Here is a 15,082-nt window from a genome sequence, read left to right on the forward strand (position 1 = left end):
TCGGATCTGCTCCTCGCGGGAAGCCTGGTGCGGCATCCCGGAGCCGCCGTTGGCCCGCCAGGTCGACGGGCTGAACTGCAGGCCGCCGTAGTAGCCGTTGCCGGTGTTGATCGCCCAGTTACCGCTGGACTCGCACTGGGCGATTGCGTCCCAGTTGACGCTGTCGGCGTTGGCAACACCGGCACCAAGAGTGATCGGGGCCACCGCCATCGCGCCGGCGACGGCGGCCATTCCGAGCATGTTGCGGACGTTCTTCAAAATCTTTCCTTTCGCCGAGCATGTGCCAGATCCGTGTCACCAGATCCCTGGAACGCGGTCGAGGACGTGCCGTCTCGTTCTGGCACGACAGGGGGGACCCGCGGCGTTGCCTGCACGCAAGACCCCACTCACACGCAGGGTTCGTAATCTGGAATTGTCGGGGCCGTTGTCAAGGTCCCGGTTAGGACGGTACGGGAGTTCGTCTCGGCAAGTCACGTCAATGACACCGCAATTTCTGGCAGATAACGGACCAATCACAAGAGTGAGTTTTGTTGATTTCGCGCAGGTCGGGGCGGTGAGTCCACGGCCGCCCGAAGGAGGCGAGTGCGTTCTGGATGTGACCTAAATCACAGTTTAGAAGTGAACTCGGCCACATCGATGGAAATCACATCAAAAACTTCATTCCCAATCGCAACATTAGTCACATCAATAACAAGGCTTCGATGCCGACGGCCCCATGTTCAGTCGCCTGAGTTGCGCCGGTCATTCAGATTGACCAGCGCACGGTGCGGATGGGGGGTTAGCACGACCCGCTGAGCCACCACCGTTTCCGCGAGCGCCCGCATACTGCGCGCACCCGCGGCCACGAGCGCCTCGACGTGGTCAGCCAGCCCGGTTCGGTAGATCGCGGCCAAATAGTGATCCCGGCCGTCCCAGGGCAGCACCACGTCGACACCGCGGTGCACGGCCAACTGATCGATGAGGTCGACGTCCAGGTTCGGCATATCGACCGCAGCGACGAAAACCCGGCCCAGACCGGCGGCGGCCGCCGCCTCAAGACCCCGACCGGTGGCCGCCAGTGGGCCGAGGCCGCGGACCGCGTCGACGACGATCTCGGCGTTCAGGTCCGGCAGCACCTGTCCGGGGGCTGCCACGACGAACACCGGCGCGCAGCGTAGAGCCAGGACCGCGACGGTGTGCTCGACCATGGTGCGGTCGGGGTGTTCGGGGTGCGGCATGGTGGCCTTGTCCCGGCCCATCCGCCGGGAAGCTCCCCCGGCCAACACCACAGCCGCCAGCCGTTCACCCGGCGGCACGGCGGACTACTCGACGGTCCAGGTGTCGCGGCCGCGCAGCAGCGCCTGTAGGGCGGCCTGATCATGGGCTGCGGTGTCGCGGACCGCGGCGAGTTGTTCGCGTGCAGCGTCGTCGTAGGTGGGCCGGCTGACCTGCCGGAAGATGCCCATCACGGTGTGCTCGAGGTTCTGGTCGCTGAGCCGGGACAGGGCGAAAGCGTAAGCCGGGTTCTCGGCGTGGGCGTCATGAACCACGATGCGGTCGGCGGCGGCCTCGGCGGTCTTGACGACGTCGAGCCCGAAGCCGGACTGCACGACGCAGTATTTGCCGTCAGCGCCGAAGGTGATGGGCTCGCCGTGCCGAATGGTGACGATTCGCTCCTCGGCGCCCTCCTTGCGCAGCACATCGAAGGAGCCGTCGTTGAAGATCGGGCAGTCCTGCAGGATCTCCACCAGCGCGGCCCCGCGGTGGGCGGCGGCGGCGCGCAGCACCTCCGAGAGACCCTTTCGGTCGGAATCCAGTGCGCGGCCGACGAAGGTGGCCTCCGCACCGAGGGCCACCGACACCGGGTTGAACGGGTGGTCAAGCGACCCCATCGGGGTGGACTTGGTGACCGTGCCGACCTCAGAGGTCGGCGAGTACTGCCCCTTGGTCAACCCGTAGATGCGGTTGTTGAACAGCAGGATGGTGATGTTCACATTGCGGCGAAGCGCATGGATCAGATGGTTGCCACCGATCGAGAGGGCGTCGCCATCGCCGGTGACCACCCAGACCGACAGGTCCGGCCGGGCCAGCGCCAGTCCGGTCGCGATGGTCGGCGCCCGGCCGTGGATCGAGTGGAAGCCGTAGGTCTCCAGGTAATACGGAAAACGACTCGAGCAGCCGATGCCGCTGACGAAGGCGATGTTCTCCCGTCGCAACCCGAGTTCGGGAAGGAAATTGCGGATGGTGTTGAGGATGACGTAGTCACCGCAGCCCGGGCACCAGCGCACCTCCTGGTCGCTGGTGAAGTCCTTGGCCTTCTGCAGCGTGTCCGTGGTGGGAACGCCGGCCGTTTTCGGCCGCAGGCCCAGGTCGGTTCCGATCAAGTCGGTCATGCGCTCGCTCCCGCCGCGATATCGGTCTGGCTGTCGGCCGGGCTACCCACGGTGGCCGCCGTGAGCCTGGCGAACTTCACCTTGTCGTCTTCGACGTCACCCAGCGTGCCGTCCAGGGCGGCGTCGATCATGGCTTCCACCTCGTCGGCCCGGAAGGCCATTCCGGCCACCTTGGTCACCGACTGGACGTCCACCAGATATCTGGCGCGCAGCAGTAGCGCCAACTGGCCGAGGTTCATTTCCGGCAGCACCACGTTGGGGTAGCGGGTGAGGACGTCGCCGAGGTTGGCCGGCAGCGGATTGAGATGACGTAGTTGGGCGTGGGCGACCCGCACGCCGCGGTGCCGGGCTCGCCGGCAGGCCTCCCCGATGGGGCCGAAGGAACTCCCCCAGCCCAGCATGAGCAGTTCGGCGTCGCCGGTGGGATCGTCGACCTCCAGGTCTGCCACAGCGATGCCGTCGATCTTGGCTTGCCGGAGCCGGACCATCTGGTCGTGATTGTCGCCGTTGTAGGAGATGTCGCCCGACCCGTTGGCCTTCTCCAGCCCGCCGATGCGATGCTCCAGGCCCGCCGTCCCGGGCACCGCGAACTGCCGCGCCAGGGTCTGCGGGTCGCGGGCGTACGGCGCGAATTCCTCGCCCGGCGCAGCCAGCAAGGTCTCGATCGGAGCGAACGTGCCGACGTCGGGGATACGCCACGGCTCGGATCCGTTGGCGATGGCGCCGTCGGACAGCACGATCACCGGGGTGCGGTAGGTCAGGGCCATCCGGGCGGCCTCGATCGCGGTGGCGAAGCAGTCCGACGGGGAACAGGGGGCCAGCACCGCCGCCGGCGATTCCCCGTTGCGACCGAACATCGCCTGCAGCAGGTCGGCCTGCTCGGTCTTGGTGGGCAGTCCCGTGGACGGACCACCACGTTGGACGTCGATGACCACCAGCGGCAATTCGGTCATCACCGCCAAACCGATGAACTCCGACTTCAACGCAACCCCCGGGCCCGACGTGCTGGTCACGCCCAGCGCCCCGCCGTAGGAGGCACCCAGCGCGGCACCGATGCCGGCGATCTCGTCCTCGGCCTGGAAGGTCAGGACGTTGAAGTTCTTGTGCCTGGCCAGTTCATGGAGAATGTCCGAGGCCGGCGTGATCGGGTAGCTGCCCAGCACCACCTGGACGTCGGCGAGGTGCCCGGCCGCGATGATCCCGTAGGCCAGTGCGGTGTTGCCGGAGATCTGGCGGTACTCCCCCGGGGGCAGTTTGGCCGGCGCCACCTCGTAGGTGGTGGCGAAGGCCTCGGTGGTCTCGCCGTAATTCCAGCCGGCCCGCAACGCCAGCACATTGGCCTCGGCGATTTCGGGCTTGCGGGCGAACTTCTCCCGCACGAAGGTTTCGCTGGGCTCGATGGATCTTCCGTACATCCAGCACAGCAGCCCGAGGGCGAACATGTTCTTGGCGCGCTCGCCGTCCTTCTTCGTCGCGCCGATCGATTCCACCGCGCCCAGGGTCAAGGTGGTCATCGGAACGGCGTGGACGAGGTAGTCGGACAGCTCACCGGTCTCCAGCGGATTGGCCGGGTAGTCGACCTTGGCCAGATTGCGTTTGGTGAATTCGTCGGAATTGGCGATCACCGTGCCGCCGCGGGGCAGGTCGGACAGATTGGCCTTCAGCGCGGCCGGGTTCATCGCGACCAGAACGTCGGGGCGGTCGCCGGCGGTGAGGATGTCGTAGTCGGCGATCTGGATCTGGAACGACGAGACGCCGGGCAGGGTGCCCGCCGGAGCGCGTATTTCGGCGGGGTAGCTGGGTTGAGTGGCAAGGTCATTGCCGAACAGCGCGGCTTCGGAGGTGAACCGGTCACCGGTGAGCTGCATGCCGTCGCCTGAGTCGCCGGCGAACCTGATGACGACCTTGTCAAGCTTGTGTCGTTGCTGCGCAGATCCGTTGCCATCCGGCCCCACGTCGCCGCCTTTCGTTGGATTTTCGGCGGATTTTCTGCTACTCGCGGTATCGATTATTGCACTTTCTCAGACTCCCCCGGCGGCTGCGGCCGCGGTCCGGCCTCCAGAGCCCGAGTGAATGCCGTGTTCACAGGTGTGAACCTCGGCGGGGCTGCACCATAAGTGTGGTTCTAGTCACCCCCGGTTGTCGGTGAATCTTAAGAAATTCGCGGGCCGTCGGTAATCCCGTTCCCGATCCGCGCACCGCCTAGATTGGACGTCATGGTCGATGGCGACTCCGGCGACTTTTCCGACCGCGGCATCACCGTGGCGTCCCCCAAAACCAGTGCGGCCGGGGTGCCGGCGGTACTGGTGGCGTTGCGGCGCAGCCTGGCCCAAATGGGAGCGGTCCGGACCATCACCACTCTGGCGCGGGTCAATCAGCGGGACGGATTCGACTGCCCCGGCTGTGCCTGGCCGGAGGAACCGGGCGGACGCAAACTGGCGGAGTTCTGCGAGAACGGCGCCAAGGCCGTCGCCGAGGAAGCCACCCGCCGGACCGTCACACCGGAATTCTTCGCGCGCCATTCGGTGTCTGAGCTTGCCGCCCGGCCGGAGTACTGGCTGTCCCAGCAGGGCCGGTTGACCCATCCGATGGTGCTGCGCCCCGGCGATGATCATTACCGCCCCATCGACTGGGACGGCGCCTACGCGGTGATCGCCGAGCACCTGCAGGCACTCGGCAGCCCCGACGAGGCGGTCTTCTACACCTCCGGACGCACCAGCAACGAGGCGGCGTTCCTCTACCAACTGCTGGTCCGAAGTTTCGGTACGAACAACCTGCCGGACTGCTCCAACATGTGCCACGAGTCCTCGGGCACCGCGCTGAACGAGTCGATCGGGGTGGGCAAGGGATCGGTGAGCGTCACCGATATCGAGCATGCCGATCTGATCCTGATCGCCGGCCAGAACCCGGGCACCAACCACCCCCGGATGTTGTCGGTGCTGGAGAAGGCGAAGGCCAACGGTGCACGGATCATCGCGATCAACCCACTGCCCGAAGCCGGGCTGATCCGATTCAAGGATCCGCAGAAACTCCGCGGCGTCGTGGGCGCCGGCACCCCGATCGCCGATGAATTCGTGCAGATCCGCCTGGGCGGGGATATGGCGCTGTTCCGTGGCCTGGCGCGGTTGCTGCTGGAATCGCAGGACGAGTTGGGGCCCGAGGCCCCCGGTGCCGTGGTGGACCGATCCTTCGTCGAGGCGCACTGCCACGGATTCGACGAGTACGCGGCGCTGGCCCGATCGGTCGACCTCGACACCGTGCTCGACGCCACCGGCATCACCGCCGACCAACTTCGCCGCGTCGCCGACATGATGGCCGCCTCCCGGCGCACCATCGTGTGCTGGGCGATGGGCCTGACCCAACACACCCACGCGGTGGCGACCATCGCCGAGATCACCAATGTCCTTCTGCTGCGCGGCATGATTGGCAAACCGGGCGCGGGCCTGTGCCCGGTGCGCGGCCACTCCAATGTCCAGGGCGACCGCACGATGGGCATCTGGGAGCGGGCCCCGGAATCATTCCTGGCCGCTTTGGAGAGCCGGTTCGGCATCAGCGTGCCCCGCCATCACGGCTACGACACGGTTAACGCGATCCGGGCGATGCGCTCTCGTACGGCGTCGGTGTTCATCGCCATGGGCGGTAATTTCGCCTCAGCCACCCCCGACACCGCGGTCACCGAAGATGCACTCCGCAACTGCGCGCTGACCGTCCAGGTCTCCACCAAACTCAACCGCAGCCATCTTGTGGGCGGCCGCACCGCGCTGATTCTGCCCACCCTCGGCCGCACCGACCGCGACCTGGTGGCGGGGCGCAAACAGGTGGTCTCCGTCGAGGATTCGATGTCGATGGTGCATCTGTCCCGCGGCAGCCTGCCGCCACCGGGTGACCAGGTGCGCAGTGAGGTGGCCATCATCTGCCAGTTGGCGCGCCACCTGCTCGGGCCCGCGCACCCGGTGCCCTGGGAACGTTTCACCGGCGACTACGACACGATCCGCGACGAGATCGCGGCGGTGGTGCCCGGCTTTGCCGACTTCAATCGCCGGGTGCGCCGACCGGATGGATTCCAGTTGCCGCACCCGCCACGCGATAGCCGCCAATTCCCCACCGCCACAGGCAGAGCCAACTTCGCCTGCTATCCGCTGCAGTGGGTGCCGGTACCGCCGGGCCGGCTGGTGCTGCAAACCCTGCGCAGCCATGACCAGTACAACACCACGATCTACGGCCTCGACGACCGCTACCGCGGCGTCAAGGGCGGCCGCCGGGTCGTCTTCGTCAACCCGTCCGATATCGCCGCTCTGGGACTCACCGATGGTGACCGCGTCGACCTGGTGTCGGAATTCGCCGGGCCGGACGGGATGCAGGAGCGACGGGCGCAGGATTTCCTGGTGGTCCCCTACTCCACCCCACCGGGCAACGCGGCCGCGTACTACCCGGAGACCAACCCGCTGGTGCCACTGGATCACGTTGCCGCGAAATCCAATACGCCGGTGTCCAAGGCCGTGGTGATCCGGATTGAGAAGGCAGGGCGATGGGCCGGGTGACCTCGCGGCGGCGGATCAGCCACCGATCCGGGGACGCGGTCACCCAGCGGCCCGACACCGTGGTGGTCGAGGAACCGCTGGAGATCCGGGTCAACGGATCGCCGATCACCGTGACGATGCGAACGCCCGGGGCTGATTTCGAACTGGCGCAAGGGTTTCTGCTGACCGAGGGCATGATCGCCGCGCGCGGCGACGTGCTGACCGTCCGCTACTGCAAGGGCGCCGGAGAAGACGGGACCAACAGCTACAACGTGCTGGACGTGACCCTGCGCCCTGATATCCCGGCACCGCAGGTCGACATCACCCGCAACTTCTACGCCACCTCGTCCTGCGGAGTCTGCGGAAAGGCGTCACTGGACGCCGTCGAACTGTCCACTCAACACTCCCCCGGCGACGACCCCGCCACCGTGCCGGCCGCCACCCTGGCCGGCCTGCCGGCCCAGTTGCGCTCGGCGCAGAAGGTTTTCGCCAGCACCGGCGGACTGCACGGCGCGGCACTGTTCGGGGTGGACGGGAGCATGCTGGCGGTTCGCGAGGACGTCGGCCGGCATAACGCGGTGGACAAGGTGATCGGCTGGGCACTGGAGTCCCAGCGCATCCCGTTGGCCGGGTCGGTGCTACTGGTCAGCGGCCGGGTTTCCTTCGAAATCACCCAGAAAGCGGTGATGGCCGGCATCCCGATCGTGGCGGCGGTGTCAGCCCCGACGTCACTGGCCGTCGATCTGGCCGCCCAGTCGGGCCTGACCCTGGTGGCGTTCCTGCGCGGCGACTCGATGAACGTCTACAGCCGACCCGACCGGGTCACCTGAGACCCTAGGCGCTCTTGTCCCGGCGTTCGGTGCGGGGTGCCTTGCGCGGCACGATGGTCGGCAGCACGTTGTCCTGCACAGTCTCCTTGGTGACGACCACCTTGGCGACGTCGTCGCGGCTGGGGATGTCATACATCACCGGCAGCAGCACTTCCTCCATGATGGCGCGCAGACCCCGGGCCCCGGTACCGCGGTGGATCGCCTGGTCGGCGATGGCATCCAGGGCGTCGGGGGTGAACTCCAGTTCCACGCCGTCCATCTCGAAAAGCCGGGTGTACTGCTTGACCAGTGCGTTCTTCGGCTTGGAGAGGATCTGGACCAGGGACTCTTTGTCCAGGTTGGTCACCGACGCCACCACGGGAAGGCGGCCGATGAACTCGGGAATCAGCCCGAACTTGATCAGGTCCTCAGGCATGACCTCGGAGAAGTGGTCCTGGGTGTCGATCTCGGCCTTGGACTTCACCTCGGCGCCGAAACCTAAGCCGCGCTTGCCGATCCGGTCGGCGACGATCTTCTCCAGACCCGCGAACGCACCGGCCACGATGAACAGCACATTGGTGGTGTCGATCTGGATGAACTCCTGATGCGGGTGCTTGCGGCCGCCCTGCGGGGGCACCGACGCCTGGGTGCCCTCCAGGATCTTCAGTAGGGCCTGCTGCACACCCTCGCCGGAGACATCCCGGGTGATCGACGGGTTCTCGCTCTTGCGGGCGATCTTGTCGACCTCGTCGATGTAGATGATGCCGGTCTCGGCCCGCTTGACGTCATAGTCGGCGGCCTGGATCAGCTTCAGCAGAATGTTCTCGACATCCTCACCGACGTAACCCGCCTCGGTCAGCGCGGTGGCGTCGGCGATCGCGAAGGGCACGTTGAGCATCTTGGCCAGCGTCTGGGCGAGGTAGGTCTTGCCGCAGCCGGTCGGGCCCAGCATCAGGATGTTCGACTTGGCCAGTTCCACCGACTCGGAGCGGGGGTCGCGCTTCTCGCCGGCCTGGATGCGCTTGTAGTGGTTGTAGACCGCAACGGCCAACGTGCGCTTGGCGGTGTCCTGGCCGATGACGTAGCTCTCCAGGAATTCACGGATCTCGGCAGGCTTTGGCAGCTCGTCAAGCTTGACGTCGTCGTTGTCGGCCAGTTCCTCTTCGATGATCTCGTTGCACAGGTCGATGCACTCGTCGCAGATGTATACGCCGGGCCCTGCGATCAGCTTCTTGACCTGCTTCTGACTCTTCCCGCAGAAGGAACATTTGAGCAGGTCACCGCCGTCTCCGATGCGCGCCATGGTGGGGGCCCTACTTCCTTCGCACGGTTCGTTCGCTAAGTCTGGTGTCGGTCTGCCTCGACGCTACCCGCTCGCTTGGCCGGGGGGCGACCGATATGCAGGGTTTTTCAGGCGTGTCGCACGTCAGCCCTTCTGCGCGGAAAGCTTCCGGTAACTCAGCACGGTGTCGATGATCCCGTAGTCCTTGGCCTGCTCGGCGGTCAGGATCTTATCGCGGTCGGTGTCCTTGCGGATGACCGCGGGATCCTTGCCGGTGTGCCGGGCCAGGGTCTCCTCCATCAGGGTGCGCATCCGCTCGATCTCGGCGGCCTGGATCTCCAGGTCGGAGAACTGGCCCTGGATGACCCCGCCGAGGGACGGCTGATGAATGAGGATCCGCGCGTTGGGCAGGGCCAACCGCTTGCCGGGGGTTCCGGCGGCCAGCAGGACCGCGGCCGCCGAGGCGGCCTGCCCCAGGCACACCGTCTGGATGTCGGCCCGCACGTACTGCATGGTGTCGTAGATCGCCATCAGGGAGGTGAACGAGCCGCCGGGTGAGTTGATGTACATCGTGATGTCGCGGTCCGGGTCGAGGGACTCCAGGACCAGCAACTGGGCCATGATGTCGTTGGCCGAGGCGTCGTCGACCTGTACGCCGAGGAAGATGATCCGTTCCTCGAACAGCTTGTTGTACGGGTTGGACTCCTTGACGCCCCAACTGGAGTGCTCGATGAACGACGGCAGGATGTAGCGCGCCTGGGGGCTCATGCGCGGGTCCGCGTGAGAAAAAGGCGTTGTATCAGGCATTGGATGCTCCCGAGATGTGCGCGCGAGTGATGACGTGGTCGACGAAGCCGTATTCCAGCGCTTCCTGGGCGGTGAACCAGCGGTCGCGGTCGGAGTCGGCCTCGATGCGCTCGATGGGCTGGCCGGTGAACTCGGCGTTGAGCCGGAACATTTCCTTCTTGATGAGCGCGAACTGCTCGGCCTGGATCGCGATGTCCGCCGCTCCGCCGGTGATGCCGCCGAGTGGCTGGTGCATCAGGATGCGGGCGTGGGGCAGCGCGTAGCGCTTGCCCTTGGCACCGGCGGCCAGCAGGAACTCGCCCATGGAGGCCGCCATGCCCATGGCGTAGGTGGCCACGTCACACGGTGCAAGCACCATGGTGTCGTAGATCGCCATGCCGGCGCTGATGGACCCGCCCGGGGAGTTGATGTACAGCGAGATGTCCTTGGTGGGGTCCTCGGCGGCGAGCAGCAGGATCTGGGCGCACAGCCGGTTGGCGATGTCGTCGTCGACCTGGGAGCCGAGGAAGATGATGCGCTCGGCCAGCAATCGCTCGTAGACCGAGTCCTGGAGGTTCAGCCCAACACCGGAACGCATGTGAGTCACGCCTACCTGCTTTCGTTCAAAGGGGTTCGCTCTGTATCGACCCTAACCAACCGGCGGTTGATAACGATGCCGACGGCCGCCGACTTTCGCTGTCGGCGTTACTGGGATTCCTCCCCGGCCTCTTCCTTCCCGGCCTCTTCCTCCCCGGCCTCTTCTTCGGCTTCGTCGGGTGAGCCGAAGAATTCGGTGGTGTCGATCACCTCGCCGGCGGTGTCGGTGACGGTGGCCTTCTCCACCACGGCCGCCACCGCCAGGCCCCGGCGCACATCGGCGTAGACCACCGGCAGCTGATTCTGCTGCTGCAGCAGGTTGACCAACTGCTGGGGCTCGATGCCGTACTGCCGTGACATCAGCACCAGCCGCTCGGACAGGTCGCTCTCGCCGACCTGGATGTCCAGTTCGTCGGCGATGGCGTCCATCAGGAGCTGGGTCTTGACGGCTTTCTCGGCGGCTTCCCGATTATCGGCGTCGAACTCCTCCCGCGAGCTGCCCTCGGCCTCCAGCGCCTCGGCCAGCTTGACCTCATCGTGGTCGAGGCTGTGGATGGCGTTGTGCAGCGCCGAGTCGACTTGGGCCGCGACGATCGCCTCGGGCAGCGGCACCTCGACCATCTCCAGCAGGGTTTCCAGCGCACTGTCGCGGATCTTCTCGGCCTGGTGGATGCGCTTGATCCGCCGGACCTGCTCGGTGAGGTTCTCCCGCAGCGCCTCCAGGGTGTCGAACTCACTTGCCAGCTGGGCGAATTCGTCGTCGGCCTCGGGCAGTTCCCGCTCCTTGATGGACTTCACCGTCACGGTCACCGCGGCGTCCTCCCCGGCGTGTTCGCCGGCCACCAGCTTGGTGGTGAACGTCTCGGACCCGCCCTCGGACAACCCGATGATGGCCTCGTCGAGGCCCTCGATCAGCTGGCCCGAACCGATCTCATGGGACAAGCCGTCGGCCTTGCCGTCCGGGATCTCCGCACCGTTGACTTCGGCGGAGAGGTCGATGGAGACGAAGTCGCCGTTCTGGGCCGGCCGCTCGACACCCTTGAGCGTTCCGAAGCGGGCACGCAGAGCCTGAAGCTGGGCGTCGACCTCCTCGTCGGTGATCTCCACCGGGTCGACGGTGATCTTCAGGGCGCCCAGGTCCGGAATCTCGATATCGGGCCGGACGTCGACCTCGGCGGTGAACACCAGTTCCTCGCCGTCCGCGATCCTGGTCACTTCGATCTCGGGCTGACCCAGCGGCTTGAGTTCTCCGGTGGTGATGGCCTCGCTGTAGCGGGCCGGCAGTGCATCGTTGACCACCTGCTCGAGCACGGCACCGCGGCCAACCTTGGCCTCAAGCAGTTTGGCCGGGGCCTTACCGGGACGGAACCCGGGGAGACGGACCTGCCGGGCCAGTTGTTTGTAGGCCCGGTCGAAGTCCGGCTGCAGTTCCGTGAAGGGCACCTCCACGTTGATCCGAACCCGGGTCGGGCTCAGCTTCTCCACGGTGCTCTTCACAGTGCTACTCCCTCGTTGTCGTGCGGTCTCGTGCGGTCTCGTGCGGCGTTGGCGGCGGCGTGTCGGGGTGACAGGATTTGAACCTGCGGCCTTCCGCTCCCAAAGCGGATGCGCTACCAAGCTGCGCTACACCCCGATGCTGGTGATTCTCGCGCCCGCGATCCTACGGCCCAGCAGGGTGCCGACTGGATTCGGAGTGGTCTCCGCCGGTACATTTGGCTCGCGCAAGCACGCGGGCGTAGCTCAATGGTAGAGCCCTAGTCTTCCAAACTAGCTACGCGGGTTCGATTCCCGTCGCCCGCTCAGGTTCGGCGTCGCTGGTAACAGCGCAGTCCCGGATCGGCGGCAAAACGACCGACGCCTTCTTTCGGTACCGTGGGGTCCGTAAATTCGAGGTCGGTTCAGCGCCCGCCGGGGCGGTTGCTCTTGGTCAGGAGGCGCCCAGAGATGACACCGATTGACCAGAATCCCCACATCCCCCTCGGGGGCCACTGCGACGCGCGCTTCGACGCCGTGCGGGTGGCCTTCGAACGCAACTTCACCCACGACAACGAAGTAGGCGCCGCGGTGGCGGTGTGGGTCGATGGCGACCTCGTCGTCAACCTGTGGGGCGGTCACGCCGACCTCCGGCGCCGTCGGCCGTGGCGGGAGGACACCCTGGCCAGTGTCTTCTCCGGAACCAAGGGTTTGACGAGCACCTGCGTACATCTGCTGGCCGATCGCGGCGAGATCGACCTGCAGGCGCCGGTGGCGCGATACTGGCCGGAGTTCGGTCAGGCCGGCAAGCAGGACATCACCGTCGCGATGGTGCTCGGGCACCGCTCCGGGGTGATCGCGCCGCGCACCCGCATGCATTGGCGCGACGTCACCGACTGGGATCGGGTGTGCGACGCCCTGGCGGCCTCCGAGCCCTGGTGGGAGCCCGGCACCGCCCAGGGCTATCACATGGTGGCCTTCGGATTCGTTCTCGGTGAGGTGGTCCGCCGGGTGACCGGCAGAACCCTGGGGCAGTATCTGCGCACCGAGATCGCCGAACCCATGGGCATCGACGTTCACATCGGGCTTCCCGCCTCCGAGCATCACCGCTGCGCGGACATGATCAACAAGCCGCACATCCGCGACGTACTGAGCAACGGCGGTGCGCCGGGATACCCGACGTCGCTGGACGAGCACCCGATGGCCGGCCTGTCGATCGCGATGGGCTTCATGCCCGACGACGAACTCGGTTCCAACGAACTGGGCACCTGGCGTTCGGCGGAGTTCCCCGGTACCAACGGCCACGTCTCGGCGCTGGGCCTGGCGACCTTCTACAACGGTTTGGCGCAGGAGAAACTGCTCAGCCGGCAGCACCTGGAGTTGGTGCGGATATCCCAGGGCGGGTTCGATCCCGACGTGGTGCTCGGCCCCCGGGTGGCCGACCATGGCTGGGGGTTGGGCTACATGCTCAACCAGCGCGGTGTGGCCGGCCCGAACCTGCGTAGCTTCGGCCACGGCGGCTCCGGCGGCTCTTACGGATTCGTCGACCTCGAACACCGGATCGGCTACGCCTACGTGATGAACTACTTCGACGCCACCAAGTGCAACGCCGACCCGCGCACCAGAGCCCTCTCCGACGAGGTGTACCGGGTTCTCGGCGCCCTGTAGCGAAGCGAATTCCCATCGGCCTGCACACTGCCGCGGGCTGGGTACTGTGGACGCCATGGACGGTGTTCTGGTGTTACTTCTGCTCGGTGTCGTCGCCGTGATGGCGGTGACGATGTTCAGTTCATCTCGTAAATCGGGCAACCAGGCGGCCGGCCTGGCAGACGCCAAGGCCGACGCGCGGCGGGTGATTGAACGCCTCGGGGGCCAGGTGCTCAGCCTGACCGGAACCGATCAGGCCTCTCAGCAGGCGCTGGCGGACGCCTCCGAACGGTTCACCGCAGCCTCCTCGCAGATCGACCAGGCCACCACCGCCAAGCAGGCCATGTTCGCCAAGGAAAGCGCCATGGAGGGGCTGTATTACGTGCGGGCCGCTCGGACTGCGATGGGGATGGATCCGGGACCGGAACTGGAGGCAATCTCCGGGCAGAAATCCGCCGGTTCGGTCACCGAGGACCGTCGAATCCAGTTCGAAGGCCGTGAGGTCGAGGCCTCCCCCGTCCCGACCAACCGCACCCCGAACTACTACCCGGGCGGCCGGGTGGCGGGCCGACCGGTGCCGGCCGGCTGGTACTCCGAACCGTGGTGGAAGCCGGCACTGGTGGCAGGCGCCTGGGGTCTGGGATCGGTCATGTTGTTCGATGCGCTCTTCACCGGGATGCACGGCGTCGGCTACGGCGCTTCGGGCTTCGAAGGCGGCTACGGCTCAGGCTTCGATCAGGGCTTCGACTCTGGCTATGACGCCGGATACGACCAGGGGATGGACGCCGCGGGCGCTGGCGACGGCAGCTGGGGTGACGGCGGGGGCGGCGGCTGGGACGGCGGGGGCGGCGGCTGGGACTGCGGGGGTGGGGACTTCGGGGGCGGCGACTTAGGGGGCGGGGGCTTCGACTTCTAGGTCTTGGCTGCTAGGTCTGGCAACCCGGGCACCAGAAGAGATTCCGACCTTCCATCTCGGCGGTCCGGATCGGGGTGCTGCACAGCCGGCACGGCTGGCCCGAGCGCCGGTAGACGTAGGTGCGCGGACGGCGGGGGCCGTAGGCCGGCTCGCCGTGGTCGTGTTCGGGGCGCACCACGATGATCCGCCCGCGTCGCACGCCGACCTTCATCAGTTCAACCAGATCGGTCCAGGCGACGTCGAACTCTTCGGCGTCCACATCGCGGCCGGGCCGGTACGGGTCGATTCCGTGCCGGAACAGCAGCTCGCTACGGTAGACGTTGCCCACCCCGGCCAGCACCGACTGATCCATGAGCAGGGCGCCGATCGCCCTGCGGGACTTGGAGATCCGGGCCCAGGCCGGCGCCGGGTCGGCGTCACTGCGCAGCGGATCGGGACCGAGCCGATCCAGGATCGCCGACACCTGCGCCTCGTCGATCACCTCGCACGCGGTCGGACCCCGCAGGTCCGTGCCGTAGTCGGTGCCGATGATGCGCATCCGCACCGCCCCGCGGGGTTGGGGCATGGGCGTGCGATGTTCCCGAAAGGTGCCGTACAGGCCGAGGTGAACATGCACGATCGGGCCACCGTCGTAGTGGTGGAACAGGTGCTTGCCCCAGCCGGAAGCGCGGAGGAACGTC

12 protein-coding genes, 2 tRNA genes and 1 pseudogene are annotated in these 15,082 nt (G+C 66.6%); 5 read left to right on the forward strand and 10 right to left on the reverse strand.

Annotated features, from left to right (window positions below):
• From ADBZ5N_RS11290 to ADBZ5N_RS11305, 4 genes and pseudogenes are all read right to left on the reverse strand, one after another.
• Positions 1-168, reverse strand: a pseudogene (locus tag ADBZ5N_RS11290) (transglycosylase family protein); the annotation flags it as partial.
• Between the two features lie 551 nt (positions 169-719).
• On the reverse strand, positions 720-1,295 hold the full coding sequence (mobA, locus tag ADBZ5N_RS11295; RefSeq protein WP_526257578.1) for a molybdenum cofactor guanylyltransferase: 576 nt from the start codon (positions 1,293-1,295) through the stop codon (positions 720-722).
• Positions 1,296-1,301: 6 nt separating this feature from the next.
• Complete coding sequence (locus ADBZ5N_RS11300) at positions 1,302-2,372, reverse strand: thiamine pyrophosphate-dependent enzyme (protein ID WP_526257579.1); 1,071 nt, start codon at positions 2,370-2,372, stop codon at positions 1,302-1,304.
• Positions 2,369-4,327: a 2-oxoacid:acceptor oxidoreductase subunit alpha gene (locus ADBZ5N_RS11305; RefSeq protein ID WP_526257580.1), complete on the reverse strand. Its 1,959-nt coding sequence runs from the start codon at positions 4,325-4,327 to the stop codon at positions 2,369-2,371. Before ADBZ5N_RS11305 ends, ADBZ5N_RS11300 begins: the two co-directional genes overlap by 4 nt.
• 261 nt (positions 4,328-4,588) lie before the next feature.
• On the opposite strand from ADBZ5N_RS11305, the gene ADBZ5N_RS11310 reads away from it, so the two are divergent.
• Positions 4,589-6,913 (forward strand): FdhF/YdeP family oxidoreductase, encoded by a 2,325-nt coding sequence (locus ADBZ5N_RS11310; RefSeq protein WP_526257581.1) that lies wholly within the window; start codon positions 4,589-4,591, stop codon positions 6,911-6,913.
• Positions 6,901-7,722: a formate dehydrogenase accessory sulfurtransferase FdhD gene (gene fdhD / locus ADBZ5N_RS11315; protein ID WP_526257582.1), complete on the forward strand. Its 822-nt coding sequence runs from the start codon at positions 6,901-6,903 to the stop codon at positions 7,720-7,722. The genes ADBZ5N_RS11310 and fdhD overlap by 13 nt, the downstream gene beginning before the upstream one ends.
• 4 nt (positions 7,723-7,726) lie before the next feature.
• On the opposite strand, the gene clpX is transcribed toward fdhD, so the two are convergent.
• The 5 genes from clpX to ADBZ5N_RS11340 form a co-directional block, all read right to left on the reverse strand.
• Positions 7,727-9,004 (reverse strand): ATP-dependent Clp protease ATP-binding subunit ClpX, encoded by a 1,278-nt coding sequence (clpX, locus tag ADBZ5N_RS11320; protein WP_526257583.1) that lies wholly within the window; start codon positions 9,002-9,004, stop codon positions 7,727-7,729.
• A 123-nt stretch (positions 9,005-9,127) separates the two neighbouring features.
• Positions 9,128-9,790 carry a ClpP family protease gene (locus ADBZ5N_RS11325; RefSeq protein ID WP_526257584.1) on the reverse strand — a complete coding sequence of 221 codons (663 nt, stop codon included), beginning with the start codon at positions 9,788-9,790 and terminating at the stop codon, positions 9,128-9,130.
• The gene (locus tag ADBZ5N_RS11330) at positions 9,783-10,367 is read right to left on the reverse strand and encodes a ClpP family protease (RefSeq protein WP_526257585.1); all 585 of its coding nucleotides are present in this window, start codon (positions 10,365-10,367) and stop codon (positions 9,783-9,785) included. Before ADBZ5N_RS11330 ends, ADBZ5N_RS11325 begins: the two co-directional genes overlap by 8 nt.
• Before the next feature lie 107 nt (positions 10,368-10,474).
• On the reverse strand, positions 10,475-11,863 hold the full coding sequence (tig, locus tag ADBZ5N_RS11335; RefSeq protein ID WP_526257586.1) for a trigger factor: 1,389 nt from the start codon (positions 11,861-11,863) through the stop codon (positions 10,475-10,477).
• 62 nt (positions 11,864-11,925) lie between these two features.
• Positions 11,926-11,999 (reverse strand) — tRNA-Pro (locus ADBZ5N_RS11340).
• 96 nt (positions 12,000-12,095) lie between these two features.
• On the opposite strand from ADBZ5N_RS11340, the gene ADBZ5N_RS11345 reads away from it, so the two are divergent.
• From ADBZ5N_RS11345 to ADBZ5N_RS11355, 3 genes are all read left to right on the forward strand, one after another.
• Positions 12,096-12,166 (forward strand) — tRNA-Gly (locus ADBZ5N_RS11345).
• 144 nt (positions 12,167-12,310) lie between these two features.
• Positions 12,311-13,507: a serine hydrolase domain-containing protein gene (locus tag ADBZ5N_RS11350; RefSeq protein ID WP_526257587.1), complete on the forward strand. Its 1,197-nt coding sequence runs from the start codon at positions 12,311-12,313 to the stop codon at positions 13,505-13,507.
• A 55-nt stretch (positions 13,508-13,562) separates the two neighbouring features.
• Positions 13,563-14,402: a TrbJ/VirB5 family protein gene (locus tag ADBZ5N_RS11355; RefSeq protein WP_526257588.1), complete on the forward strand. Its 840-nt coding sequence runs from the start codon at positions 13,563-13,565 to the stop codon at positions 14,400-14,402.
• A gap of 10 nt (positions 14,403-14,412) precedes the next feature.
• Here the strand turns inward: ADBZ5N_RS11355 and ADBZ5N_RS11360 are convergent.
• The coding region (locus ADBZ5N_RS11360; RefSeq protein ID WP_526257589.1) for an Fpg/Nei family DNA glycosylase at positions 14,413-15,082 on the reverse strand (670 nt) is incomplete at its 5' end.

It is taken from the genome of Mycobacterium sp., from assembly GCF_044370595.1.
Lineage (GTDB): Bacteria > Actinomycetota > Actinomycetes > Mycobacteriales > Mycobacteriaceae > Mycobacterium.